The 25290-nt window shown below is 63.3% G+C and carries 25 protein-coding genes; 16 read left to right on the forward strand and 9 right to left on the reverse strand.

Annotated elements, in window-relative coordinates; genetic code table 11:
• The 3 genes from LB566_RS19155 to folE all read right to left on the reverse strand — a co-directional run bounded on the left by LB566_RS19155 (position 1) and on the right by folE (position 2255).
• A complete protein-coding gene (locus LB566_RS19155) occupies positions 1-972 on the reverse strand; it encodes a patatin family protein (RefSeq protein WP_140517059.1) in 972 nt (323 codons plus the stop codon).
• Between the two features lie 97 nt (positions 973-1069).
• Entirely contained in the window at positions 1070-1528 is a 459-nt protein-coding gene (gene hisI / locus LB566_RS19160; RefSeq protein WP_224625901.1) for a phosphoribosyl-AMP cyclohydrolase, read from the reverse strand.
• A 91-nt stretch (positions 1529-1619) separates the two neighbouring features.
• Positions 1620-2255 carry a GTP cyclohydrolase I FolE gene (folE, locus tag LB566_RS19165; RefSeq protein ID WP_140517057.1) on the reverse strand — a complete coding sequence of 212 codons (636 nt, stop codon included), beginning with the start codon at positions 2253-2255 and terminating at the stop codon, positions 1620-1622.
• Positions 2256-2496: 241 nt separating this feature from the next.
• On the opposite strand from folE, the gene LB566_RS19170 reads away from it, so the two are divergent.
• On the forward strand, positions 2497-2943 hold the full coding sequence (locus LB566_RS19170; RefSeq protein WP_224625517.1) for an iron-sulfur cluster assembly scaffold protein: 447 nt from the start codon (positions 2497-2499) through the stop codon (positions 2941-2943).
• Positions 2944-2959: 16 nt separating this feature from the next.
• Here the strand turns inward: LB566_RS19170 and LB566_RS19175 are convergent, their stop codons facing one another.
• Positions 2960-3865, reverse strand: coding sequence for a LysR substrate-binding domain-containing protein (locus LB566_RS19175; protein ID WP_224625518.1), 906 nt, complete (start codon positions 3863-3865; stop codon positions 2960-2962).
• Positions 3866-3956: 91 nt separating this feature from the next.
• On the opposite strand from LB566_RS19175, the gene LB566_RS19180 reads away from it, so the two are divergent.
• The 5 genes from LB566_RS19180 (at position 3957) to LB566_RS19200 (ending at position 8689) form a co-directional block, all read left to right on the forward strand.
• Positions 3957-4115 carry a hypothetical protein gene (locus LB566_RS19180; protein WP_181172507.1) on the forward strand — a complete coding sequence of 53 codons (159 nt, stop codon included), beginning with the start codon at positions 3957-3959 and terminating at the stop codon, positions 4113-4115.
• A 76-nt stretch (positions 4116-4191) separates the two neighbouring features.
• Complete coding sequence (gene yidD, locus LB566_RS19185; RefSeq protein WP_224625519.1) at positions 4192-4566, forward strand: membrane protein insertion efficiency factor YidD; 375 nt, start codon at positions 4192-4194, stop codon at positions 4564-4566.
• A 141-nt stretch (positions 4567-4707) separates the two neighbouring features.
• A complete protein-coding gene (gene blaOXA / locus LB566_RS19190) occupies positions 4708-5526 on the forward strand; it encodes a class D beta-lactamase (RefSeq protein WP_224625520.1) in 819 nt (272 codons plus the stop codon).
• A gap of 146 nt (positions 5527-5672) precedes the next feature.
• Positions 5673-7649, forward strand: a complete 1977-nt coding sequence (gene thrS / locus LB566_RS19195) for a threonine--tRNA ligase (RefSeq protein WP_224625521.1) — start codon at positions 5673-5675, stop codon at positions 7647-7649.
• A 101-nt stretch (positions 7650-7750) separates the two neighbouring features.
• Positions 7751-8689 (forward strand): lysophospholipid acyltransferase family protein, encoded by a 939-nt coding sequence (locus LB566_RS19200; protein ID WP_224625522.1) that lies wholly within the window; start codon positions 7751-7753, stop codon positions 8687-8689.
• A 54-nt stretch (positions 8690-8743) separates the two neighbouring features.
• On the opposite strand, the gene LB566_RS19205 is transcribed toward LB566_RS19200, so the two are convergent.
• Positions 8744-9706 (reverse strand): hypothetical protein, encoded by a 963-nt coding sequence (locus tag LB566_RS19205; protein WP_140551510.1) that lies wholly within the window; start codon positions 9704-9706, stop codon positions 8744-8746.
• Between the two features lie 154 nt (positions 9707-9860).
• Between LB566_RS19205 and LB566_RS19210 the strand changes: the two genes are divergently transcribed.
• The 3 genes from LB566_RS19210 to LB566_RS19220 all read left to right on the forward strand — a co-directional run bounded on the left by LB566_RS19210 (position 9861) and on the right by LB566_RS19220 (position 11932).
• A complete protein-coding gene (locus LB566_RS19210; protein ID WP_224625523.1) occupies positions 9861-10445 on the forward strand; it encodes a nitroreductase in 585 nt (194 codons plus the stop codon).
• The gene (locus LB566_RS19215; RefSeq protein ID WP_224625524.1) at positions 10446-11054 is read left to right on the forward strand and encodes a flavin reductase family protein; all 609 of its coding nucleotides are present in this window, start codon (positions 10446-10448) and stop codon (positions 11052-11054) included. It abuts the gene before it with no gap.
• Positions 11055-11257: 203 nt separating this feature from the next.
• The gene (locus LB566_RS19220; protein WP_224625525.1) at positions 11258-11932 is read left to right on the forward strand and encodes a methyltransferase family protein; all 675 of its coding nucleotides are present in this window, start codon (positions 11258-11260) and stop codon (positions 11930-11932) included.
• Between the two features lie 3 nt (positions 11933-11935).
• On the opposite strand, the gene LB566_RS19225 is transcribed toward LB566_RS19220, so the two are convergent.
• Positions 11936-12817: an HpcH/HpaI aldolase/citrate lyase family protein gene (locus LB566_RS19225; RefSeq protein WP_224625526.1), complete on the reverse strand. Its 882-nt coding sequence runs from the start codon at positions 12815-12817 to the stop codon at positions 11936-11938.
• On the reverse strand, positions 12817-13269 hold the full coding sequence (locus LB566_RS19230) for a MaoC family dehydratase (RefSeq protein ID WP_224625527.1): 453 nt from the start codon (positions 13267-13269) through the stop codon (positions 12817-12819). The genes LB566_RS19225 and LB566_RS19230 overlap by 1 nt, the downstream gene beginning before the upstream one ends.
• 151 nt (positions 13270-13420) lie before the next feature.
• Between LB566_RS19230 and LB566_RS19235 the strand changes: the two genes are divergently transcribed.
• Positions 13421-14545 carry a DUF2336 domain-containing protein gene (locus tag LB566_RS19235; protein WP_224625528.1) on the forward strand — a complete coding sequence of 375 codons (1125 nt, stop codon included), beginning with the start codon at positions 13421-13423 and terminating at the stop codon, positions 14543-14545.
• 15 nt (positions 14546-14560) lie between these two features.
• Here LB566_RS19235 and LB566_RS19240 read toward each other — a convergent pair whose 3' ends face one another.
• Positions 14561-16627: an FUSC family protein gene (locus tag LB566_RS19240; RefSeq protein ID WP_224625529.1), complete on the reverse strand. Its 2067-nt coding sequence runs from the start codon at positions 16625-16627 to the stop codon at positions 14561-14563.
• Between the two features lie 38 nt (positions 16628-16665).
• Positions 16666-18726, reverse strand: a complete 2061-nt coding sequence (parE, locus tag LB566_RS19245; RefSeq protein WP_224625530.1) for a DNA topoisomerase IV subunit B — start codon at positions 18724-18726, stop codon at positions 16666-16668.
• 235 nt (positions 18727-18961) lie between these two features.
• On the opposite strand from parE, the gene cpaB reads away from it, so the two are divergent.
• The 6 genes from cpaB (at position 18962) to LB566_RS19275 (ending at position 25289) form a co-directional block, all read left to right on the forward strand.
• Positions 18962-19888 (forward strand): Flp pilus assembly protein CpaB, encoded by a 927-nt coding sequence (cpaB, locus tag LB566_RS19250; protein ID WP_318012860.1) that lies wholly within the window; start codon positions 18962-18964, stop codon positions 19886-19888.
• 84 nt (positions 19889-19972) lie between these two features.
• Positions 19973-21388 carry a type II and III secretion system protein family protein gene (locus LB566_RS19255; protein WP_411910491.1) on the forward strand — a complete coding sequence of 472 codons (1416 nt, stop codon included), beginning with the start codon at positions 19973-19975 and terminating at the stop codon, positions 21386-21388.
• Positions 21389-21392: 4 nt separating this feature from the next.
• Positions 21393-21662 (forward strand): hypothetical protein, encoded by a 270-nt coding sequence (locus tag LB566_RS19260; protein WP_140551522.1) that lies wholly within the window; start codon positions 21393-21395, stop codon positions 21660-21662.
• 24 nt (positions 21663-21686) lie between these two features.
• A complete protein-coding gene (locus tag LB566_RS19265) occupies positions 21687-22901 on the forward strand; it encodes a CpaE family protein (protein ID WP_224625531.1) in 1215 nt (404 codons plus the stop codon).
• A complete protein-coding gene (locus tag LB566_RS19270) occupies positions 22898-24319 on the forward strand; it encodes a CpaF family protein (protein ID WP_224625532.1) in 1422 nt (473 codons plus the stop codon). The genes LB566_RS19265 and LB566_RS19270 overlap by 4 nt, the downstream gene beginning before the upstream one ends.
• A gap of 4 nt (positions 24320-24323) precedes the next feature.
• Entirely contained in the window at positions 24324-25289 is a 966-nt protein-coding gene (locus LB566_RS19275; RefSeq protein WP_224625533.1) for a type II secretion system F family protein, read from the forward strand.
• The last annotated feature ends 1 nt before the right edge of the window (position 25290 follow it).

Here is a 25290-nt window from a genome sequence, read left to right on the forward strand (position 1 = left end):
TCAGGCGAGAACCGTCTGAAGCCGGGTCAGTTCGCCTATCTGTGCCATCGTTGCCCGATAGCCGATCTGGATCGCCTCATCGGCGCGGTGGAATTCGGTCAGACCGATATGGCTGAGCTTGGGCTGCAGCGACATGTCGGGCGGATCGCCGGCAAGCCTGGCGCGCGAGATTCGATCCTGGATGATGTTGAAAGCTTCGACCATGACGCCGGTGATGCCAAGCCGCGTCTGATGCGCCCGGTGCTCCGGGTCGAATTGGCCACTGCGCGGCGCATCGTTCTCGACGACCAGTTCGCCGGCGCTATGCTTGATGACGGCGGCACGGCCGAACAGGTCGTAATGAAGGTTGACCGCGACAACCAGCGGCTGCTCATAGGCGCGGCAGACCGACACCGGCACCGGATTGACCAAAGCTCCGTCGACCAGCACGCGGCCATTGCAAGTCACCGGCTCGAACACGCCGGGCAAGGCATAGGAGGCGCGCATGGCTGTTATCAGCGAGCCGTTCGACAGCCAGATCTCATGGCCGGTGCGGATTTCGGAAGCGACCGCGACGAAAGGCTTGGACAAATCCTCAAAGCGAATGCCGGCCACATGCTCACGCAGGCGAGCATCCAGCTTCATGCCGCCGAACAGACCGCTGCCGCGCAGGTTGAGATCGAGCAGGCCGAAGATGCGCCGCCTGGTCAGGCTGCGGGCGAACTCTTCCAACTCGTCCAGTTTTCCGGCGAGGTAACAGCCGCCGACCAGCGCGCCGATCGAGGTGCCGGCAATCATCGAAACCTCGATGCCGGCTTCATCGAGCGCGCGCAGCACGCCAATGTGCGCCCAGCCTCTTGCGCAACCGCCGCCCAAGGCAAGCGAAATGCCAGTTTTCTTTGGTGATGTTGTTTCGGACGCGCCGCCGGACGAAGCGGGACCATTCGCCTCTCGTACGTCCGCTCTGTTACGCAATGACGCCCACTCGAGCATCATGATCTCCCTTGTCCCACGGCTAACATATAGGCGGGCCGTATCGAAATGGTGAATCTGTGTGATTGGCTGCGGGCAGAAGGTTCAAACTGGTGATTCACGGGAGCTTCCGATACGTTTTTTCCGCATCGAACAAGGGCTCGCTGCCATCGCCGGCAAGCATCGCCTTGCCGTCGATCAGCCCCACCGTCCGATAGAAGCAGGAACGCCGTCCCGTGTGACAAGTTGCGTCGTGGCCTAGCACTTTGACGCGCAACCATATGGCGTCCTGGTCACAATCCGTGAGCACCTCGACGACATGCTGGAGATTGCCTGACGTTTCGCCCTTCTTCCACAGCGCATTGCGCGAACGCGACCAGTAATGGGCGACACCTGTTTCAAGCGTCAACGCCAGAGCCTGTGCATTCATGTGCGCTACCATCAAAAGCATACCGTCCGCCGCATCGGTGACGACGACGGTGACCAGTCCGGCGGCATCGAAGCGCGGTGAAAACACCGCGCCTTCTTCCAGCGCTTTCTTGTCTGAGGGAGCCTTCGGAAATTCCAGTGCCGACATCGCCGGGCTATCTTCCTGTTTGACCATGATCTATCCGAAAACCGGTATCCACCTTTCGGAATCATGGCCCGGCGATGCCGGGCGAGGGGGCTTACACCCCACCGCCGCGCACCATGGTGACGAAACGAACCTGTTCTTCTGGAGTATCCTTGAACACGCCGGTGAAGGTCGAGGTCAGCGTGGTGGAGCCCTGCTTGCGGATGCCGCGCATGGCCATGCACATATGCTCGGCCTCGATCATCACGGCGACGCCGCGCGGATTGAGCACGTCCTGGATGACGCCCGCGATCTGCGCGGTCATGGCTTCCTGGGTCTGCAGGCGATGGGCGAAGATGTCGACCACGCGTGCGATCTTGGACAGGCCGACGACCTTGCCGTCCGGCAGATAGCCGACATGGGCCTTGCCGATGATCGGCACCATGTGATGCTCGCAATGCGAATGGAACTGGATGTCCTTGACGATGACAAGATCGTCGTAGCCGGCCACTTCCTCGAAGGTGCGGCCAAGCTCTTCGGCCGGGCACATGTCATAGCCGCCGAACATTTCCCGATAGGCCTTGGCCACGCGCTTGGGGGTGTCGACCAGGCCTTCGCGATCGGGGTTGTCGCCGGTCCAGCGCAAAAGCGTGCGCACCGCGGCCTCGACCTCGGCCTCGCTCGGCCTGTCGGTGACAGGCTTTTCCATGTAGGCCGACTGGGGCATGAACTTCTTGATAACGGCATCCATAAAGGCGTCTCCCGTAGTCCCTCTCTCAGGAGGAACGAGTTGAACGGACCACGACCTTTCGGCGTCGGAAACTCGCCCCGTTTCCAGCCCCGTAAGCGGCGTGAGCAAACTGCGGCAAAGACGCGGGCTTTCGTCGCCTTGTCGATACCGGACTGCCACCATTATATATGGTCATGACGAGCGAAAGGAAGACGCGTCAGCGGCAAACGCTGTTCGCTTGGCGGCGACGGACTGGAAAATAATGATCAACGACGTCTACAATGCGAAAATTCTCGGTTTTGCCGGAAACATCACGCGGATCGGCCGGCTCGATCATCCCGACGCCAGCGCGAGGGCACATTCCAAATTGTGCGGCTCTACCGTTACCGTCGATCTCAACATGGCGGACGGCGTGGTTACCGATTTCGCCCATGACGTGAAGGCTTGCGCGCTCGGCCAGGCCTCGTCGTCGATCATGGCGCAACATGTGGTTGGCTCTACGGCCGACGAATTGCGCGCGGTGCGCGAGACGATGCTGAAAATGCTGAAAGAGAACGGCGCGCCGCCGGAAGGCCGCTTCGCCGATCTCAAATATCTGGAACCCGTGCGCGACTACAAGGCGCGCCATGCCTCGACCATGCTTACCTTCGACGCCGTGGTCGACGCGATCGGCCAGATCGAGAAGAAGCGCGCCGAAGAAGCCGCCTGATAGCCCACTTGGCGGCCTATCGGGGCCGCCTGCTTTCGGCGAATTCGCTTCTCACCCAGTCGGCGAAAGCGGCGGCTGGCTCGGGGAGATCACGCAGGCTTCTAGCCACCAGCCAATAGGCGCCGGACGCGACGTCGATGTCGAACGGCTTGACCAGCGTGCCGGAGGCGAGCTCTTCGCCGATCTGCAGGAGATCGCCCAGCGCCACGCCGTGTCCGAGCAGGGCGGCCTGCTTCGAAAGCGAGGCATCCGCCAGCATGGGACCGCGCGCGGGCACCGCGTCGGCAGGCACGCCGGCCGCCTCGAACCAGCGCGCCCAACCCTGTCGGTTTTCCTCATGCAACAGCGTGTAGCGGCCAAGGTCGGCCGGCTTGTCGAGGGGAGGTCCCGCGGCAAGCAGCGCCGGCGACAGAACCGGTGAATCGACTGTCGAGGCAAGCCGCTCGGCCTCGCTGCGCGGCCATGAGACAGCATGCGCACTGAAGCGCAAGGCGAGTTCTGGCTGGTCGCCGCGAAACTCAATCAGCCTTGGATCGACTTCGAGCGCGACGTCGATATCGGGCCGCAATTGGCGAAAACGGTTGAGCCGCGGCACCAGCCATACCGATGCCAGCGACGGCTCGACGCTGACACGAACCACTGTCTGCGCGGGGGCCGCCACCAACTCGGAAAGCAGGGCGTCGATGGCGTCGAAACTCCTGACCAGTTGGCTGAGCAGCCGGCGGCCCGCGTCGGTCAGTTCGACACGGCGATGGCGACGTTCGAACAGGGGCCGGCGCAGAAAGATCTCGAGCTCGCGGATCTGCCGGCTGATCGCCGCCTGCGAGACGAAAAGCTCCTCGGCCGCCCTGCTGAAGCTCAGGTGCCGCCCGGCTGCTTCAAAGCTCCTCAAGGCCGTCAGCGGCAGTCGCCCGCGCTTCATTCACATAACCCAGGATTATCCGAAGCGGAAATTATACTCGTTTGAAGGCGAAGGCCAGCGACGGTCTACTCGTCGCCAAGGAGATGCGGCCATGATCCAGTTGCTGGAGATTTTTGGCGATGTGATGCGGATTGCAACCTTTCAGTGGCGTGACGAAAGAACCTGTCGAAAGCATTACGAGGAGCAGTCTAGCTCCTGCCGGTGGGCACCGCCGGTTGATCGGCAGCCACTCCGCCGCTTCCGCCCGTGAAAGCTCAGCAAGCAGGGGCGGGATTGCGTTCTCCCGATGAAGCCCACATCTATCGTGTGGAAAGACGGAGATCGCAGTGGGCGACCAGCATGGGCATGCACATACAGCCGGGCCGCCGCGGCACGGCCGCAACTGGTCCGGCCCGTGGCGCAAGACCCCCGGCCGGGTGTTGGGCACGTCGCTGGTGCGCCTCTATCAACTGACGCTGTCCGGCTTCATCGGCAGTTCCTGCCGTCACCTGCCGACCTGTTCGGAATATGCGCATGAGGCGATCGCCCGCCATGGGCTTTGGGCCGGCGGCTGGATGGGGTTTTTCAGGGTTCTGCGCTGCGGGCCATTCGGCACCCACGGCGTCGACCTTGTTCCGGAGGTTCTGGCGGATCGGTATGTCTGGTTTACGCCGTGGCGATATTGGCGGATCGGCGGCAATCGCGACGATGCGCGAAGCTGACTCCCGATCAGTTTTCAAGCCGACCGTTTACGATCCGGTAGGGTTAATGGCAGCCTGCACAACAACTGCGAATTTGAGACAAAATCGAGACAAGAGACCCCGCTAAGCCGCTCGCCGAACCCTCTCTGGAGCGAGCATCCAATGCGCAACGTCGACCGTCTTCCCTTCATCCTTGCCGGAGTCCTGTTCCTGCTTGCCTGGCTTCTGGGATTTCCGATGCGCGCGCAATCGGCGCCGCTCGGGGATGTGCAATGCACGCTGATCGCCGACGCGCAGAGCGGCAAGACGCTTTACCAGGACGGCGCCTGCGACCAGCGGTTCAGCCCGGCCTCGACATTCAAGGTGGCGCTGTCGCTGATCGGCTACGATGCCGGCATACTGAGCGACGAGCACACGCCGAGCTGGGACTACAAGCCTGAATTCAAGGCGGTCAAGCGGGACCACAAGACCGTCGATCCGACGATCTGGGAGGGGGACTCGGTGCTCTGGTATTCACGCGAGATCACCCGCCGGCTTGGACCGGAAAGCTTTGCCGGCTACGTCTCGAAGTTCGGCTATGGCAATGCGGATGTTTCCGGCGATCCCGGCAAGAATGACGGCCTGACCCATTCCTGGGTGAACTCCTCGCTCAAGATCACGCCGGTCGAACAGGTCGATTTCCTGCGTAAGCTGCTCGCCGGCAAGATCCCGGTCTCGGCCAAGGCTCACGACATGACGAAAGCCATCATACCGAGCTTCAAGACCGGCGACTGGACCGTCCAGGGCAAGACCGGCAGCACCAGGCTCGGCGAGGGTGGCAAGGACAGGCGCTCGCTTGGTTGGTTTGTCGGCTGGGCGCAGAAAGACGGCCGCCAGATCGTGTTTGCCCGGCTCGTCGTCGATACGAAGCGGAGCGACATGCCGAAGGGGCTCGCGACGCGGGCGGCCTTCCTGAAGGACCTGCCGCTGCTGATTAAATAGCCGAGGCTTTACGGCGGCGGCATCTGCCCATAAAAGACTGCCGCCGCCGGACGCCTCCGGCTACCTGGCAGGTCACAGCCTCGAACCGCTGACGACCTGCATTTCACCACCCGCGCTCGTTTGCGGGACTGGATAGGAGATACCTGATGCTGAATTCCGTTTCCCTGACATTTCCCGATGGCTCCGTGCGCGACTACGACGCGGCGATGACCGGTGCCGGGCTTGCCGAATCGATCTCCAAGTCGCTGGCCAAGAAGGCCGTTGCCTATGCCATCGACGGCACCGTGCGCGATCTCTCCGATCCGCTCGGCAAGTCCGGCAAGATCGAGATCATCACCCGCGACGATCCGCGCGCGCTGGAACTCATCCGCCATGATGCGGCACACGTGCTGGCGGAGGCCGTGCAGGAGATATGGCCGGGAACGCAGGTGACCATCGGGCCGGTGATCGAGAACGGATTCTACTACGACTTCGCCCGCAACGAGCCGTTCACTCCGGACGACTTCCCCGTGATCGAGAAGAAGATGCGCGAGATCATTGCGCGCAACAAGCCGTTCACCAAAGAGGTCTGGTCGCGCGACAAGGCCAAAAAGGTCTTCGCCGACAAGGGCGAGCGCTACAAGCTGGAACTGATCGATGCCATTCCTGACGATCAGGATCTCAAGATCTATGCGCAAGGCGACTGGTTCGACCTTTGCCGCGGTCCGCACATGGCCTCGACCGGGCAGATCGGCAATGCCTTCAAGCTGATGAAGGTGGCGGGCGCCTATTGGCGCGGAGATTCGAACAACCCGATGCTGACGCGCATCTACGGCACGGCATGGGCCGATCAGGCGCAGCTCGACGCCTACCAGACAATGCTGGAGGAAGCCGAAAAGCGCGACCACCGAAAACTCGGCCGCGAGATGGATCTGTTCCATTTCCAGGAAGAGGGGCCCGGTGTCGTTTTCTGGCATGCCAAGGGCTGGAAGATGTTCCAGAACCTGGTCAACTACATGCGCCGCCGCCTAGACGAGCAGGGCTACCAGGAGGTCAACGCGCCGCAGGTGCTCGACAAGAGCCTGTGGGAAACCTCCGGTCACTGGGGCTGGTATCGCGACGCCATGTTCAAGGTGACGGTCGCGGGCGACGATACCGATGACGACCGCGTCTTCGCGCTGAAGCCAATGAACTGTCCTGGCCATGTGCAGATATTCAAGCACGGGTTGAAATCCTATCGCGACCTGCCGGTAAAGCTTGCGGAATTCGGCAATGTGCATCGCTACGAGCCGTCGGGTGCGCTGCACGGGCTGATGCGCGTGCGCGGTTTCACGCAGGATGACGCGCATATCTTCTGCACCGAGGAGCAACTGGCGTCGGAGTGTCTGCGTATCAATGACCTGATCCTGTCGACCTACGCTGATTTCGGCTTCGACGAGATCAGCGTGAAGCTGTCGACCCGGCCGGACAAGCGCGTCGGCACCGACGAGGCCTGGGATCACGCCGAAGCGATCATGGGCGGCGTGCTGGAGACGATCAGGACGCGATCGGGCAACCGCATCAAGACCTCGATCAATCCTGGCGAGGGCGCCTTCTACGGGCCGAAGTTCGAATATGTGCTGAAGGATGCCATCGGCCGCGAATGGCAATGCGGCACCACGCAGGTCGACTTCAACCTGCCGGAGCGTTTCGGCGCCTTCTACATCGGCTCGGATTCCGAGAAGAAACAGCCTGTTATGGTGCACCGTGCCATCTGCGGCTCGATGGAGCGCTTCCTCGGCATCCTGATCGAGAACTATTCCGGCCATTTCCCGCTGTGGTTCGCGCCGCTGCAGGTGGTGGTGGCGACGATCACTTCGGACGCCGATGGCTATGCGAACGAAGTGGTGGCGAAGCTGAAAGCCGCAGGCTTGTCCGCCGAGGCGGATCTGCGCAACGAGAAGATCAACTACAAGGTCCGCGAGCACTCGCTGGCCAAGGTTCCGGTCATTCTTGTCTGCGGCAAGCGCGAGGCGGAGGAGCAGACGGTCAACATGCGCCGGCTCGGATCGCGCGACCAGGAGTCGCTGGGTCTCGCCCAAGCGGTCGCGCAGCTGACCGAAGAAGCGATCACGCCCGATCGCCGGCGCCAGCGCGCCGCCTGAGCAGACAGTATTTGAAGCCGAAATGGCGGTGGACCAGGCCACCGCCATTTTCATATCCGCCGTTTTCACATCCTTGTCACGGCAGTCTTGTAACAAGCCTTATGCTCAAGCTGAAATTGCGGGAAAAACCGTTTCCCGAGCTTTCTTATGCCAATCCGCGACAGCCGGTGCTGACGCGGTGGGTCATCCATTCCATCGAGGGCCTGTCCGGACGCGACCGTTTTGCAGCGCTTTATGATTTTTGGCGCCGCCAGGTGGTCCCGACCGGCGAGCGCGTGTTCAGTCGCATGCTCGAATTGATAGACGTGCGGGTGCGAACCCCCGATCAATGGCCCCCGAAGAACCTGCCCGACACGCCGCTGGTGATCGTCGCCAATCATCCCTTCGGCATCGGCGACGGCATTGCTGCGCTGTCGCTGGCCGAGCAGCTTGGGCGGCCGTTCCGGGTCATGATCCACAAGGATCTGCTCAAGATCAGCGAGATGGAGCCCTATTCGCTACCGATCGACTTTTCCGAGACCAAGGACGCTCTGAAGAACAACATGGCGGTGCGTCACGAGGCTGTGCGGCTCCTGAAAGAAGGTGTCACCATCGTGGTATTTCCGGCCGGCGGCGTCGCTACCGCGCCGAAAGGTTTTGGCCAGGCACGCGACCTGCCATGGAAGATGTTTCCGGCCCGTTTGGTGCAGGATGCCAAGGCTTCCGTAGTGCCGATGCATTTCTCCGGCCAGAACGGCAGGCTGTTCCATCTGGTCAGCGGTCCCATGAACATGGCCGAGCGCGACGGGCGCGTGGCGAAGTTCGTCGGCAAGGCATCGCTGACGCTGCGCATTTCGTTGCTTATCCACGAGTTCGCCCGGCTTTCCGGCAAGTCGATCGACGTGCGTGTCGGCGATGTGCTGAGCTGGAACGAACTGGAGCCCGTGCGCGACCGCAAGGCGCTGCTCGAGCGCCTCTATAAAGGCGTTTTCGATCTGTCGCCGCCGGTGCCTCGCCGCCGGATCCCATTCCTGCCGGCACGGGCCAAGCTGGCGGCCTAGGTCCATTCGTCGACGATCCGAAGGGAACCGATTCAGGCTTACCCGGGATTTTGACTAATCCGCGCCTTCTTCCGGATCCATCGCGGCGGCTTCCGTCGCGAGAACCTCGATTTCCTGGTTCTGTCCGGCGACGACCGTGAAATCCTTCTGGTAGATGCGGTCGCGGTTCTTGGCGATGATGGTGTAGTCGCCTTCGGCCAGCACCATGGAGGCGAAGGCGCCGACGGTTTCCTTGATCGGATCGCCGGATTCGTTGAGCAGCGACCATGACGTGTCGGCGATCGCTTCGCCGCCTGCCTCACGCACCAGCTTCAACGTAATTTCGGCGGCGTGATGCTCGACGGTGGCTTCGGTCAGCTTGCCGGCCTCGACGCGGATATCGGAGCGGATGACGGCATTGACCGCGCCATAGGTCGAGACCACGTGGTAGACGCCGGCGTTGAGGCGCACGACGCTGTTGGGCTCGACGTCGGGAATGATCAGCGCACGATCGCCATTGGGTTCGGCATTGCCCTCATAGATCGAGAAGCGCAGCTTCTTTGGCGGGATGCGCGCCCCTCCGGAAAGGACGGCGTCGAGCTTCAGGCCGCCGGCATCGAGCACGAGGCTCTCGCGCTTGGCGTCCTTGCCGACGGTGATGCGCTTGGTGGCACCGGCCCGGCCGTAGGAAGCGTGAACCAGATAGCTGCCGGGTTCGAGCTGGAAGACCGCCGTGCCGCCGTGGGCGGAAGCCACCATCGGCAATTTGCCGTTGACGGCCTCCGGCTTGAAGACACGCCAGACGATGCCGCGGGTGATGTCGCCTCCCTTGTCGGTCAATTGCGCGGACAAGGTGATGGCGCCGCCGCCACCCAGAGCCAACGATGTCTCGCCTTTCGGCGTCGCGTAGCTCGAAATTCCGGGAAGCTTCAGGTCGCTGACGCCATCCACGTTCTGCGCCACGGCAAAGGAAACCGGCGCCATGAGCAGCAGGGTGCAGACCCAGATCAGGAAAAGACGCAAAGTCCCCTCAAACATGCCTTGCGTTGAAGCCCATGGCGGTGGCAATTTCAAGGCTTAAGAGTCCGACCGATACGACTCTCCAGCCTGGCGCGCCCGCGTCGATGCCCGAGCCGCCCCGCATCCCCATGGCGCGCTTCAGCTCAAAATTGAACTTAGGAGACTTGCGCCCATGGCGTCCCCGATCATCGACTTCCTGCTGACCCGCAATTCAGCGCCGATTCCAGACTTGAAGGAGCCTGCGCCCGGCGACGCCGAGATCGCCACGATGATCGCCGCGGCCACGCGCGTGCCCGACCATGGTCGGCTCGCGCCTTGGCGCTTCATTCTTTATCGCGGTGATGCCCGCATCGAGATCGGCAGGAAGCTGGCGGCCCTTGCCGAACAGCGGGAGGGACCTTTACCGGATGGCCGCCGCAACCAGGAGCTGGCGCGCTTCTCGCGCGCGCCGCTGGTGATCGGCGTCGTGTCGGTGCCGAAGGAAAATCCAAAAATCCCGCAATGGGAGATGTTCCTGTCCGGCGGCATGGCGGCGATGAACCTGATGATTGCCGCCAACGCACTGGGCTATGGCACCAACATGATCAGCAACTGGTATTCGGACGTGCCGGAGGGCAGGGCGATCCTGGGGCTGGCGCCGCAGGAGCGCGTCGTCGGCTTCGTCCATATCGGCTCTTATGGCGGCCCGGCGCCGGAGCGGCCGCGCCCCGATCCGGCAAAGCTTTATGCGGACTATGCCGGGCCCTGGGCGGGCTAAGTGTTCTACGAGCCGTCAAAGGGGCACGGACTGCCGCACGATCCGTCGAAGGCGATCGTGGCGCCGCGCCCGATCGGCTGGATCTCGACCCTGAACGGGGCCGGCGAGATCAACCTCGCGCCCTATTCCTTCTTCAATGCCGTTTCGACACGGCCCTTTATCGTGTGGTTTTCCTCCGAGGGCGAGAAGGACAGCGCCTCCTTCGCCCAGGAGACCGGCGAGTTCGTCGCCAATCTGGTCGGCCGCGATCTCGCCGAGAAAATGAACCGCACGTCGGTCGACGCGCCGCGCGGCGTCAACGAGTTCATCTATGCCAATCTCGCCATGGCGCCGTCGCGTCTTGTCGCGCCGCCGCGCGTGGCGGCCGCACCCGCCGCACTCGAATGCAAGGTGACCGAAGTGTTCCGGCCAAAGGCCCTGGACGGAACGCCGACCGGCGCCGTCGTCGTGGCCGGCGAGGTGATCGGCGTGCATATTGACGATGCCTACCTGAAGGACGGCCTGTTCGATATCAGCAAGGCCGGCAATGTCGCTCGCCTCGGCTATATGGACTATGCCAGCGTCAACGAAGTGTTTTCGATGCGCCGGCCGCGTTGGGGCAAGGATTAGCCCGCGACGGGCGCCCAGTCATTGTGCTTTCCTGGCGGCGAGCCGTCATCACGACGCGCCCTGAGCTTGATGACACGGCATGACGAAACCTTCTGCACACCAGGACGGTTTCGTCCAGGCGCGTGATGGGCGATAGTCCGCTGAGCGTCGGCGGTAGTCTGTTGCTGGTAGATGCCTGCGGCAAATATTGTGGAAGGTTGGTCATGGTCTCGAGATTGATCCTCCAGACGTTCGTGTGGTTCGGCGCCATGGGCGCGCTGCTTTTCCTGACGGCGGGCACGCTGACCTGGCCGGGAGCCTGGGTATATCTGGCGGTGATGATCGGGCTAAGCCTGACCCTTGGCGTGACGCTGGCCCGGCGCGATCCCGGCCTGATGAACGAACGGCTGAGCTCTCCCATCCAGAAGAACCAGACCGCGGCCGACAAGGTTCTGTTGAGCATACTCCTGCTCGGCATCTTTGCCTGGCTGGCCTTCATGGGTTTCGATCACCGCTTCGGGTGGTCCGCCGTTCCTGTCTGGGTACAGGTGATCGGTGCGCTGGTTCTGCTGGTCGGACTATGGATCAGCTATCTGACGATGTTGGAGAACAGTTTCGCGGCGCCCGTCGTGAAGATCCAGGCCGAGCGCGGACAGCAAGTGATCACAACGGGTCCCTATAGCTATGTGCGCCACCCCATGTATGCCGGCGCCATCCTCTTCTTTGCCGGCACGGCTCTTTTGCTCGGCTCCTGGTGGGGGCTGGCACTGGTCGTCGTGTTCATCGTTCTCCTGGCCATCCGCACATTCATCGAGGAAAAAACACTTCGCACCGGCCTGCGCGGCTATGACGACTATGCGGCCCATGTCCGCTACCGCCTGATCCCGCTGGTCTGGTAGCGGTCAGGCGGAGATTCCGGCTGCCCGGGCGCGTGCCAGAAGCCGCTCGGCCAGCCGCAGATGCGGCCGGTCATACATCTTGCCCTCGATGCCGACGACGCCGGGATTTCCCGCCGCCTGGAATGCCGCGACAATTGCCGCCGACTGTTGCACCGCTTCCACCGAGGGCGTGAAGGCGGCGTTTATGACCGGGACCTGATCAGGGTGGATCGCCATCTTGCCGGTGAAGCCGTCTCGTTCGGCCTCCCTGCATTCGGCCTCGAAGGCCGCCATGTCGCGGAAATTCGGGAAGACGGTGTCGATCGCCGCGACTTCCGCCGCGCCCGCTGCGAGGATGGTCATCAGGCGAGCGTGGCGAAACACGTCGGTATAGCGACCGTGCTCGTTGCGGGCGGTGCGCGCGCCAATGGCCGCCGACAGGTCTTCTGCGCCCCAGGTCAGGCCGGCAAGCCGCGCGCTTGCCCCGGCGTAGCTCGCCGCCGCCAGCACGGCGGCCGGTGTTTCGGTGATGATCGGCAGGATTTTTGTCGCGCCGTCGGCCAAGCCGCTTTCCGCTTCGCGGACCCTCAGCTTTGCCGAGAGGTGCTGGACATCCTGGCCGCCGGCCGATTTGGGCAGCATGACCCCGTCCGGCTTTGCCGGGATGAGCGCCGCAAGGTCGTCGTCCGTCAGTCCGGTCGACAGGTCGTTGACCCTGACGTAGATCGCCGATCTTGTTTGCGCCCGGTGATTGACGATGAAGCGCGCCGCGATTTTTCGCGCCGATGCCTTGCTGTGGGGCGCCACCGAATCCTCAAGGTCGACAATGACCACGTCTGCGCCGGCGCCAAAGCCTTTCTCCAGCTTCCTCTCGGAATCGCCTGGAACGAACAGCAGCGAACGCATCAGGCTGCCTTCTTCAGCATCATGGCCTGTCTCGTGCATTTGGCGACGAGGTCGCCGTTCTGGTTATAGGCCCGATGTTCGAACTCGACGATGCCGCGATCGGGCTTCGACCTGGATTCGCGCACCGAGACGACGGTGGTCTCGACGCGGATGGTGTCGCCATGGAAGACCGGATGCGGAAACGCCGTTTCCTTCATGCCGAGATTGGCGACCGTGGTGCCGACGGTGATGTCGTTGACCGAAATGCCGATCATCAGGCCGAGCGTGAACAGCGAATTGACCAGCGGCTTGCCCCATTCGCTCCTGGCGGCGAAATCGAAGTCGATATGCAGCGGCTGCGGGTTCAGCGTCATCACTGAGAACAGCATGTTGTCGCTCTCGGTGACGGTCTTGCGCAGCGTGTGCTGGAAGACATGGCCGACAACGAACTCCTCGAGATAAAGCCCAGCCATTTAATTCTCCTCCGCTGCTGGACGGTTGATAGGCGCTGCATCCAGCGCTCGCAAGCCAGTTAACGAACATGGTGAACGCTTCATAAACCAATTCGGCCTAACGTCCGGCACGGGGTCGGAAGCCTTCCGGCAAGGGGCGTAAGCAGGCGGTATGGTTGTTGTTTCGCATTTCCTGAAATGGATTTACACGGCCAGGGTGTCGGAGCGCGCCGCGGCGGCAAGCGCGCTGGCCCGCGCCTATGTCGATGCCGAATTGCCTTTCGAGGACCGCTGCGCCGCCGAAGCGGCGCTGACCTTGCTGCTCGACGATGCATCGTCGAAGGTGCGGCTGGCGATGGCCGAGGCGTTGTCCATGAGTCATCACGCACCGCCACAGATCATCAGCGCGCTTGCCTGCGACCAGCCGGAAGTCGCCGGCGTCGTGCTGACGCGATCGCCACTGCTTACCGATGCAGACCTGATCAATCGCGTGGCTTCAGGTTCGAAGGCGACGCAAAAACTGATCGCCGATCGGCCATTGGTCTCGATGGCGCTGTCGGCGGCTATCGCAGAGATCGGCGAGGCGGAGGCCTGCGCCGTGCTTTTGGCCAACAGCGGCGCCGATATCGCTTCGTTGAGTTTCCGCCGCATGGCCGAGCGCCACGGCCATCTGCCGCTGGTGCGCGAAGCGCTTATATCGGATGCACGCCTGCCTGCCGACTGCCGGCACATGCTGCTCGTCAAGCTCGGTGAGATGCTCAAGACCTCGCCGCTGGTCATGGCCTTGATGGGAGCCTCCCGGGCCGACCGCGTCATGCGCGACGCCTGCGTTAAGGCCTGCGTGACGCTGATCGAGGGCACGCGCCAGGAAGAACATGCAGCACTGATCGAGCATCTCAGGCTGCGCGGCGATCTCACCGCGAGCTTCCTCATCCGCACCATCGCGCATGGCAAGGTCGATTTTTTCGGCTCGGCGCTGGTCGCGCTCAGCCAGCAGTCCGCCCAAAGAGTGAGGGCGCTGCTGGCCGGCGGACACGACGTGGCCTTGCAGGCGCTGTTCCGCAGTGCCGGCCTGGCTGCCGCCACGCACGCGGTCATCTTGCGCGCGCTGAAAATCTGGCGGGAGGTCGCCAACGGCAAGCGCGTCGCCGGCGTGCAGGAAGTCAGCTGGCTGATGCTGAAGGAATTGGGCGGACAGTCCGCGGAAGGCGATCTCGCCGCGCTGGTCAAGTCGATCCATCTCGATGCGTTGCGTGAAAATGCGCGCGGCCATGCGCTGGCGATCGCCGCCGCATAGGATCGGCGAACGGGCCTAGCTTCGCTGCCTGGCGAAGAACTCGGGAAAATCCTCCATTGCCGCGGCGATAATGCGCAGTGACGCTGCGATCTGCAGCATGTCGCCGGCGCCGTTGCGCTGAGCGATGCCCGCCGCATATTGCCGGGCGACGGCGACGGTCGATGTCTGCGGATCGCCGGGCTGGCGAAAAAGCAGTTCGCGCGCCAACCCCTTGAGGAAATTGGTAATGGAAAGCGCGGTTTCGGATGGGATCGCGGAACCTTGCTGGGCAGCGCGCAGCCGCAGGATCTCCAGACCGACGGTGACGGCGGCGACACTGCCGCCCAGAACCGCTTCACCCTTCCTGCCGCTGGTCTGCACCAGCGGCATCAACTGGTTGATGCGGTCATAGGCGAGGCTCTCGAAGGCTGAACGCCGCGGCACGCGCTCGTGCAGGCAAAGCCGCGCCAGGTCCTCGCGCATGGCCCGCACGATGCGGTGCGCCGCGAGCCATGGGTCGGCGGGCAGCACGACGATGAAGACGCCGATTGCCAAAAGGATGCCGACCAGGATCGAGGCCGAGCCGGCGAAGAACGGGCCGGGGTCGTAGGACATCGCCTGGTGCGGACTGAGGAAAGCAAGAAAATTGATGGCGAAGGCCGTCGCCACGCCGACATAGCGCGGATTTGCCATGGCGAGCGCCGCCGGCACCAGGATCGGTACGACGAACAACATGAACCAGCCGAAACCAGGAAAAACGGGAAGCGCGATCTGGCCGACGAGAAAGGCAAAGGGCAGGGCCAACAGCGTTCCCTCGAAGAAGCCCCAGGCTACCCGCACCGGATCGGGGCGGGCGGCAAACAAGCTCGACACGACGGCAACCAGAATGACCGTGCCGGCGGCTTCCGACCATCTCGTCGTCAGCCAGAAAGCGGCGACCAGCAGCGTTGCAAGTGCCGCGCGGACCGCGTTGCGGCTCGCGCCGTGATAGTCGCGATGCACCACCAGCGCCGGGGGCCTGCGTTCGCGTGAAGGCTGCGTGACGGGCGCACGCAAGGCATCGAGACCGCGCAGCGCCTGCTTCAGCGCTTCGGCGAAATCGGCGGCGATCGTGAGCCGGGTGACGGTGCCGACCCTGTCGCCTTCCTGGTCGGTCAAGGCGTCGGGCATATGCTTCGCTTTGGCGCCGATCGCGTCGAGCCGTGCCAGCCAGGGCGCCGTGTCGTCGAGTGCGCCCGGCGTCGCCGCCATTTCAGTGACGAGGGCTTGCAGCTCCGAGCGCACCGGAATGAGCGCCGCGTTCTTCGGTGCGGCGTGTGAGTGCAGCGCGCGGGCCGCGGACAGGGCTGAAAGCAGTTGTCCAATGGTGCGCCGGACCGGATGGGCGCGCGGCGCGAAGCTCGGGGCCTCCAGCCTGGCATAGGCGCGCATCTCGGCGAGCGTCTGGGTGTCGGCGACCAACTTCCGATGCAGGCCGGAAAGCATTGCCGTGTCCCCGCCGGAAAAGGCGCCGCCGGCATAGGTGGCAAGGTCGAGAATGCAGCGCTTCAGCCGCGAGGTGATGGCCTCGCTAGCCAATTTGGGCAGGATCAGCCGACTGGTCAGGCCGGCGCAGACAATGCCGAGCACGATCTCGGCACAGCGCGCCACCGCCAGATCGACGACGAGATGCGGCTGTCCAAACGCCGGCAGGCCGATGATCATGGCGGTGTAGCCGGCCAGCGCCGCTCCGTAGGCTTCCGGGTTGCGCAGCAGCGACGAGACGAAGGTGCAGATGCCGATCCAGAGGGCAAGCACCGTCACCAGCACCCAGGGATTCGTGCCGAAGACAGTGGTGATGGCAATTGCCGCGACGCCGCCCGCCAGCGTGCCGAGCAACCGATAAAAGCCTTTCGCCAGCACCATGCCGGCGACCGGCTGGGCAACGATGAACACCGTCATCATCGCCCATTGCGGGTGATCGAGCTTGAGGGCGTAGGCGGCCATAAGCGCGATCAGGCCGGCCGAGACCGTACGCAGGGCGAAGATCCAGTCCGACCGGGTCGGCTGCGTCAGCCCGGCAAGACCCGCTTCGAAATAGCCTTTCAGCCGTTGCCAGCTCACACGCGCGTCTCCGCAAGCCTTGATCGACCGGCCTGCGCTCAGATATCCAGCACTTCCGTTTCCGCGAATTCGGCACGTTCCTGAATGAATCGGAAACGAGCCTCCGGCTTGGTGCCCATCAGCGCATCGACCGCGTCCTTGGTGGCGGCCTCGGCATCGATCACATCGACGCGGAGCAGCGTGCGCTTCCTCGGGTCCATGGTTGTCTCCTTGAGCTGCGCGGCCATCATTTCGCCCAGGCCCTTGAAGCGACCGATCTCCACCTTGCCGCGCCCGGTGAACTCGGTGCGCAGCAATTCGTCCTTGTGCGCGTCGTCACGCGCATAGGCGACCTTGCCGCCCTGCCGGATCGAATAGAGCGGCGGCACCGCCAGATAGAGATGTCCGCCGCGAACCAGGTTCGGCATCTCCTGGTAGAAGAAGGTGATCAGCAGTGAGGCGATGTGAGCGCCGTCGACGTCGGCGTCGGTCATGATGATGACGCGGTCGTAGCGCAAATCCTCGTCGCGGTATTTCGACCGCGTGCCGCAACCAAGCGCCTGGATCAGGTCGGAAATCTGCTGGTTGGCGGCCAGCTTGTCGTTGCCGGCGCTGGCGACGTTGAGAATCTTGCCGCGTAGCGGCAGCACCGCCTGGCTGGCGCGGTCACGAGCCTGCTTGGCCGAGCCGCCGGCCGAATCGCCTTCGACGATGAAGAGTTCGGCGCCGGCGGCCGCATTCTGGGTGCAATCGGCAAGCTTGCCCGGCAGACGCAGCTTGCGCACCGCGCTCTTGCGCGACACTTCCTTTTCCTGGCGGCGTCGTACCCGCTCGTCGGCGCGCGCGATCACCCAATCGAGCAGCTTCGAGGCTTCCTGCGGATTGTCGGCCAGCCAATGGTCGAACGGGTCGCGGATCGCCGTCTCGACGATGCGGATCGCCTCGATCGTCGCCAGCCTGTCCTTGGTCTGGCCGACGAACTCAGGCTCGCGGATGAACACCGACAGCATGCCCGCCGCCGAGATCATGACATCTTCCGAAGTGACGATCGAGGCACGCTTGTTGCCGACGAGGTCGGCATAGGCGCGCAGGCCGCGCGTCAAGACGTTGCGGAAGCCGGCCTCGTGGGTACCGCCTTCGCCGGTCGGGATGGTGTTGCAGTAGGAGTTGATGAAGCCGTCGCCGCCGAACCAGGTCACTGCCCATTCCAGCGAGCCATGGCCTCCTTGCCTGTCGCTCTTGCCGGCGAAGATTTCGCGCGTCACCTGGAATTCGTCGCCGAGCGACGCTTTCAGATAATCCTTGAGGCCGCCGGGAAAATGGAATTCGGCCTTGGCCGGTGTGGTGTCCTTTTCCTTGATCAGCGAGGGATCGCAGGTCCAGCGGATTTCGACGCCGCCGAAGAGATAGGCCTTCGAGCGCGTCATGCGGTAGAGCCGCGCCGGCTCGAACGCCGCGCCCTTGCCGAAGATCTGCTCGTCGGGGTGGAAGCGGGTTCTTGTGCCTCGCCGGTTGTGAACTTCGCCAAGGTGCTCGAGGCCGCTCACCGGAATGCCGCGCGAGAAGCGCTGGCGGTATAGTTGACGACCCCGCGCGACTTCGACTTCAAGATGGTCCGACAGCGCGTTGACCACGGAGACGCCGACGCCGTGCAGGCCGCCCGAGGTTTCATAGACCTTGCTATCGAACTTGCCGCCCGAATGCAGCGTCGTCATGATCACTTCGAGCGCCGGCTTCTTGAACTTCGGATGCGGATCGACGGGAATGCCGCGGCCATTGTCGGTGACGGTGAGAAAGCCGTCGGCCGAAAGCTCGACATCGATGAAGGTGGCATGGCCGGCTACCGCCTCGTCCATCGAGTTGTCGATGACCTCGGCGAACAGATGGTGCATGGCCTTGTCGTCGGTGCCGCCAATATACATGCCCGGACGGCGCCGCACCGGCTCCAGGCCTTCGAGCACCTCGATATCGGCGGCGCTGTAACCCTCTGAGCCGTCACGAGACGCGGCCGCCGGACGCTTGGTTGCCGCCTGCACCAGCGGATCGGCCGGACGCGCCGGTGTGCGAACCGGTTGCGGCTGCTTCTCCAGATTGCCGAAAAGATCGTTGTTGTCGTCCATGCCTGCTATAGAGCCCAAGCTGCGAATCACTCGCCGATACTGCCACGCTTTTCAGCGCCAAGCGACGGAGGTTCCTGTTACGTTCGGGGATTAACCCCCTCTTATCCTAAAACCATTCGATAACCAAGCCGGCGGAAATCGGGCGGATAGCCAGCGAGAAGATTCCTGATTCTTTAACAATGCCGCCTAGCGTGAGCCAACATAACAAGAAACTACGGGCATCAGGGGTTTGGGCGTGAGGGGCAAGGCCATAACGATGATCGGCATCGCCGCCGTTTTCGGCGCGATCTCGATCTTTGCCGCGGATTTCTGGGTCAAGCGCCAGGCCAGGGCCGATGCCGAGGAGAAAACCGCATCGATCGCGGCGCCCGCCGCGCCCACGGTCGAATTCAAGACCATCGTGGTGGCGAATGCGCCATTGCGGTACGGCATGGATCTCGACCGCGCGAAACTCAACGAAATCCCGTGGCCGCAGGATTCGCTGCCTCAAGGCGCCTTCGCCACCATCGATGGACTGCTCGGGGGCGGCAGCCGCGTGGTGCTGTCGCCGATCGAGGTCAACGAACCGGTGCTGCTTACCAAACTGTCCGGCCCGAATGGCCGCGCCACGCTTTCCAACATGCTGACGCCCGGCATGCGGGCGGTCACCATCCGCACCGACGAGATCGCGGGCGTCGGCGGCTTCGTCACGCCGGGCGATCGGGTCGACGTCGTGCTGACGCGCGATGCCGGCGAAATCCAGGAAGTGGCAAAGAATGCGCAAGGCGCCGCCGGTTCGACGATTACCTCAGAGATCGTCGTTGCCGACGCGAAGGTGCTGAGCGTCGGGCAGGGCGCCGACGAGCGCCAAACGACCCCGCAGGTGGCCAATTCCATAACCATCGAGGTGACCACCGAAGGCGCGCAGAAAGTGGCGCTGGCCCGCACTGTCGGCACGCTGTCGCTGTCGCTTCGCTCCGCCAGCGAAGGCGGCGACGGCAAGAACGGTGTCACCACCATCTCCTCCTTTGGCGGATCGGTGGCGGGCAAGGCGCAAGCCGCAGCCGGCTCGCTGTTCGACGCCATGGCAAAGGAGCCGGAGCAGCCGAAATTCAAGACGGTCATCGTGACGCGTGGAACGACGGCCGAGGAATATCAGGTTCCTGCGCGGGACCAGAAATAGAATATCAGGTCCTGAGTGGGACCAGAGCAGGACCGGTGGGGACCGGACGGGACGGGAACAATGTTCAGGCAACTTCAATATCGAATGGCAGGCCGGTTGCACGTCGCGCGGGCCGTGGCGATGGCGGTGACGATGGCGGCCGCCGGCATCTTCGCCGCCCCGGCCAGGGCGGACAATGACATCGTCTATGTCTCGGCGACCAAGAACGCCTCGATCAAGGTCGCCAAGGGCAAGCCCAAGACGATCATGACCAGTGCTGCCTTCTACCAGATCGTCATCGGCGATCCGGAGATCGCCAACGTCAACCCGTTGACCGACAAATCCTTCTATGTGCTGGGCAACAATCTCGGCACCACTGGCATCGCCCTGTTCGACGAGAACAAGCAACTCGTTGGCACCGTAGACATCGAAGTGACGCTCGATACCGACCAGTTGGCCGACACCATCCGTGCCAGCGTGCCAGACGCCAAAATCAAGGTCGGCTCCGCCAATGGCCGTGTCGTGCTGTCGGGCGAGGCGGATGACGCGGTCGCCGCCGAAAAGGCAAACAAGATCGCCACCCGCTTCTCCGGCAATGAGGAGGTGATCAATTCGGTCAACATCTCGTCCTCGCAGCAGGTCCAGCTCAATGTCCGCTTCGTCGAGATCAACCGTCAGGCCGGACAGGACCTCGGCGCCAAATACAGCGCCAATTTCGCCTATGGCATGGGCGGACGCGACGTTACGATTGCTCCCGGCACCATTGAGCCGGCGGGGACCGGCGAGATCATCGGCAAGCTGCTGTCGAACGGCGTTTCCATCGACATCGCCATCAAGGCACTGGAAGAGCGCGGCCTGGCTCGTCGGCTGGCCGAGCCGAACCTGATCGCCCGGTCCGGCGAGACGGCGAGCTTCCTGGCCGGCGGCGAGTTTCCGATCCCGGTTTCCGAAGACAACGGCAAGATTTCCGTCAGCTATAAGAAGTACGGCGTCAGCCTGGATTTCACGCCCACGGTTCTGAAGGACGGGCTGGTCAGCCTCGACATCGCGCCGGAAGTCTCCTCGATCGACGCATCGGCTTCCTACAATATCGGCAGCATCTCGGTGCCCGGCTTCATCGTGCGCCGCGCCAGGACGTCGGTCGATCTGAAGAATGGCCAGAGCTTCATGATCGCGGGGCTGCTGCAATCGCAGAACGACATCACCACCTCGCGCATACCGGGCCTCGGCAAGATGCCTGTGCTCGGGGCCCTGTTCTCGTCGAAATCCTACCAGCGGCGCGAGACGGACCTGGTGATCATCGTCACGCCTTACCTGGTCAAGCCGGTGGATCCATCGAAGAAAATGGCCGAGCCGACCGATGGCACGCAGCCTGCCAGCAATGTCGACTATTTCCTCAACAATACCGAGGAGGTGAAGGCGTCGGACACCAATCGCGCGCTGGCGCTGGCTGATGGCGGCGCCGTGCGTGCCGCTCCCGCCACCAAAGTCGGGCATTTCCTCGACCTGCCGAAGGACTGAAGCCATGCGTCTGGTCTTGAGCTCGAGCGTCGCCTTGCTGCTTGCCGGCTTCACCGCCGGCTGCACGAGTGACGACTATATGCGCAGCGAAGGCGTGACGAGCGGCGCCGGTGAGGCCCAGGCCGCCAATACCGTGATGCAGATGGTCGATCCCTGGAAATACGGCGTCCAGAACACCAGGCTCCTCGTGCCCGCCGAGCGCGGCAGCACGGAACCCGTCACCGCCGAGCAGGCGGCCAGCGCCAAGGCCTCGCAAGCCAGCGCCGACAATTGATCCGAGATCACAGGCTGACAAGAAATGGCAAACGGCATCAAGACCAGGAAAATCCTGCTCGTATCGACGGACAGGACCTTCGCGCAGGACACGCGGACGGCGTTTGCCGCCTCGGAGATCATCCAGCTCTCGACGGTGGAAAAGAACATCACCGAACTGCGCGGGGAGGTCCAGGAGGCCGATCTCGGCGCGATCATCGTCGATATGGATGCGGCGAAGCTTGAGGAGATCGATGCGCTGCAACGCGTTATGCGTCGGCTGGAAGGCAAGGCGCCGGTCGTGGTCGTCACCCAGGAGTTCAACGCCGCCGCCGCGCGCATCCTCGTGCAGCTCAAGGTCGCGGATTTCCTGGTCAAGCCGATCACCACGGCCGATCTCGTACGTTCGGTGGTGCGTGCGCTGCAAGGGCCGGGGCGCGAGGAAAACACCGAGTCGCAAATCTACACCTTCATGCCCGCGGCAGGCGGCGTCGGCACCACCACGCTGGCTTTGCAGACCGCGTTCCAACTGCATCATTCGGTGACGCGGGGCGCCTCGACCTGCGTGGTCGACCTGAATTTCCAGCAGGGCGCCTGCGCCGAATATCTCGACCTGGAGCCGCGTTTCGACATCACCGAAATCGAGAACCAGCCGGAGCGTCTCGACAGGCAACTGCTCGACGTGATGCTGTCGAAGCATGCCAGCGGGCTGTGCGTGCTGGCCGCACCGACGCAGCCGGCCGAGATGCGTTCGTTCAAGACCGATGTCGTGGTGCGGATGCTGGACCTCGTCTCCGCCTATTTCGACAATGTCGTCATCGACATGCCGCGCACCTGGTTTCCGTGGACGGAGACGGTGCTGCTCGGCTCCAACAAACTCTACATCGTCGCCGAAATGACGGTGCCGTGCCTGCGCCACACGCAACGGCTGATCCAGGCGGTCTACGAGACCGCCGGCAAGGAAGTGAAGCCGAACGTCATCGTCAACCGTTTCGAGCAGAAGATGTTCGACAGCGGCATCAAGCAGGCGGACGTCCAGGAAATCCTCGGCGAGCATTTCGTCGGCGGCATCGCCAACAATTACCGGCTGGTGCGCGAGGCCGTCGATCGCGGCGTGCCGCTGCACGAGATCGATGCCAATGCCAACGTCGTCAACGACCTGAAGAAGATCATCCTTCCGGAGGAAGTGGCGGCGGCGCCGGGCAAATCGAAGTCGCTGTTCGGCTTCGGCAAGAGCCTTTTGAAGAGGAAGGCCGGATGAGCAGCCGCTTCTCCACCTTGCAGAACCGTGATGCGCGTCCGCCGCGCTCCGCCGAGCCGACGGCGGTCGCGCATCACGCGGTCGTCATCCCGACGAGCCGGAAGATAGTGCCGGCGAAAGCAGAAGCCGTGCCGGGCAAGAGCGCCAACAAGGTGCTCGATGCGCGCGTGCGCATCCACCGGTTGCTGCTCGAGGAGATCAATCTTGTCGCGCTGGAGCGGCTGCCCAGGGACGAGATGCGCCGGCAGGTGCATGATTTCGTGTCGGAAAAGACGCGCGAAGAGCGGATGGCGATCAACACCGTCGAACTCGATGCCCTGGTCGACGACATCGTCGACGAGATGGTCGGGCTCGGCCCGCTCGAGCCGCTGCTCAAGGACCCCGATATCAACGACATCCTAATCAACGGCCATCAGAACTGCTTCGTCGAAAAGAAGGGCAAGCTGCAGCAGGTCCACATCCCGTTCAAGGATGAGGCGCATCTGCTTAGAATCATAAACAAAATCGTTGCTGCGGTCGGCCGCCGCGTCGACGAATCGCAGCCGATGGTCGACGCCCGCATGCTGGATGGCTCGCGTTTCAACGCCGCCATCCGTCCGGTGGCGGTCGACGGGCCGCTGGTGTCGATCCGCAAATTCTCCAAGAACAAGCTCGGCCTGCACCGGCTGGTCGAATTCGGCGCCATCACCCAGAACGTGGCCGAGGTGCTGGCGGCGGCAGTACATGCCCGCAAGACGACGATCATTTCGGGCGGCACCGGCACCGGCAAGACGACCATGCTCAACGCGCTGTCGGCCTTCATTCCCGAAGACGAGCGGCTGATCACCATTGAGGACGCGGCGGAACTTCAGTTGCAGCAGCCGCATGTCGCGCGCATGGAAACCCGGCCGGCCAACATCGAAGGCCATGGCGAGCTCAAGCAGCGCGATCTCGTCAAGAACGCGCTGCGCATGCGGCCCGATCGCGTCATCCTCGGCGAGTGCCGCGGCGAAGAGGCCTTCGATATGCTTCAGGCCATGAACACCGGCCATGAAGGATCGATGGCCACCATTCACGCCAACACGCCGCGCGATGCCATTTCGCGGCTTGAGCAGATGCTGGGCATGACCGGCATGCCGATGACGGTGCAGTCGATCCGCAGCCAGATCGCCAGCGCCATCGACATCATCGTCCAGTTGACCCGGCTCTCCGACGGCAAGCGCAAGGTGACGAGCGTTGCCGAGGTGACCGGCATGGAAGGCGACGTCATCCAGATGCAGGAGATCTTCCGCTTCGTGCGCACCGGCATGGAGGCCGATGGCACGATCCTCGGCCATTTCGAGGCGACCGGGATCCGGCCGCGCTTCCTGGAAGACCTGCGCGCCATGGGCATCGAGTTTCCCGGGCGCTATTTCGAACCCGGCCGGCCGCAGGAGTAACCAGGTGTTGGATGGGTTCAGCGCGATCTATGTCGTCTATGCCGGGGCTGCATTGACCGGCATCATGATCGCCGAGGCCGTTTACCTGCTCTATGCCGGCCGCAGCGACAGGCGCACCGCCATCAACCGGCGCATGAAGCTGCGGGAAAACAGGATCAGCCAGGAACAGGTGCTGATCCAATTGCGCAAGGAACGCGGCCTCGATGCGGGCACGTCGGTGTTCTCGCCTGACCGTTTTCGCGCGCTGCGCGCCCAATCGGGCATGATCATGCCTCTATCGAAGTTCCTGATGATCACTTCGGCGATGGCGCTGGCGGCGGCACTTGTCGCCATCTGGTATGGCTTGCCGCTGCTGATGGGCGCCATTCTGTCTGTCGTGCTGGTGCCGGTGCTACCCGTGATGGCGATGCGCTCCATGCGCAAGCGCAGGCTGAAACGGTTCGGCATGCAGTTGCCGGAAGCGTTGGAACTGATCACGCGCGGCCTCAAGGCCGGCCATCCGGTGCCGGTGGCCATCGCCATGGTGTCGCGCGAAATGCCCGACCCGATCGGCACCGAGTTCGGCGTGATTGCCGATGAGGTGACCTTTGGTTCGGATCTGGTTTCGGCGCTGAATTCGCTGTTCGACAGGGTCGGCCATGAGGATCTGCCGCTGTTCGTCACCGCCGTGTCAATCCAGACGAGTTCTGGCGGCAATCTGCGCGAAATCCTCGACGGGCTGTCGACGACGATCCGCGAGCGCGGCAAGCTGCGCCGCAAGGTACGCGCCATTTCAACCGAAGGCCGCCTGTCGGCCTATATCCTGACGGCCGTGCCGGCGCTGCTGTTCACGACCATCATGGCATTCATGCCTGGATATTACAGCGACGTCTGGGGCGTGCCGAAGACGTGGTACATGGTTGGCGGCTCGGTAACCTGGCTGATGCTGGGCAATCTGATCATGTTCAAAATGTCGAACTTCAAATTCTGAC

Origin of the sequence: Mesorhizobium sp. CA13, assembly GCF_020165235.1 — a bacterium.
GTDB lineage: Bacteria > Pseudomonadota > Alphaproteobacteria > Rhizobiales > Rhizobiaceae > Mesorhizobium.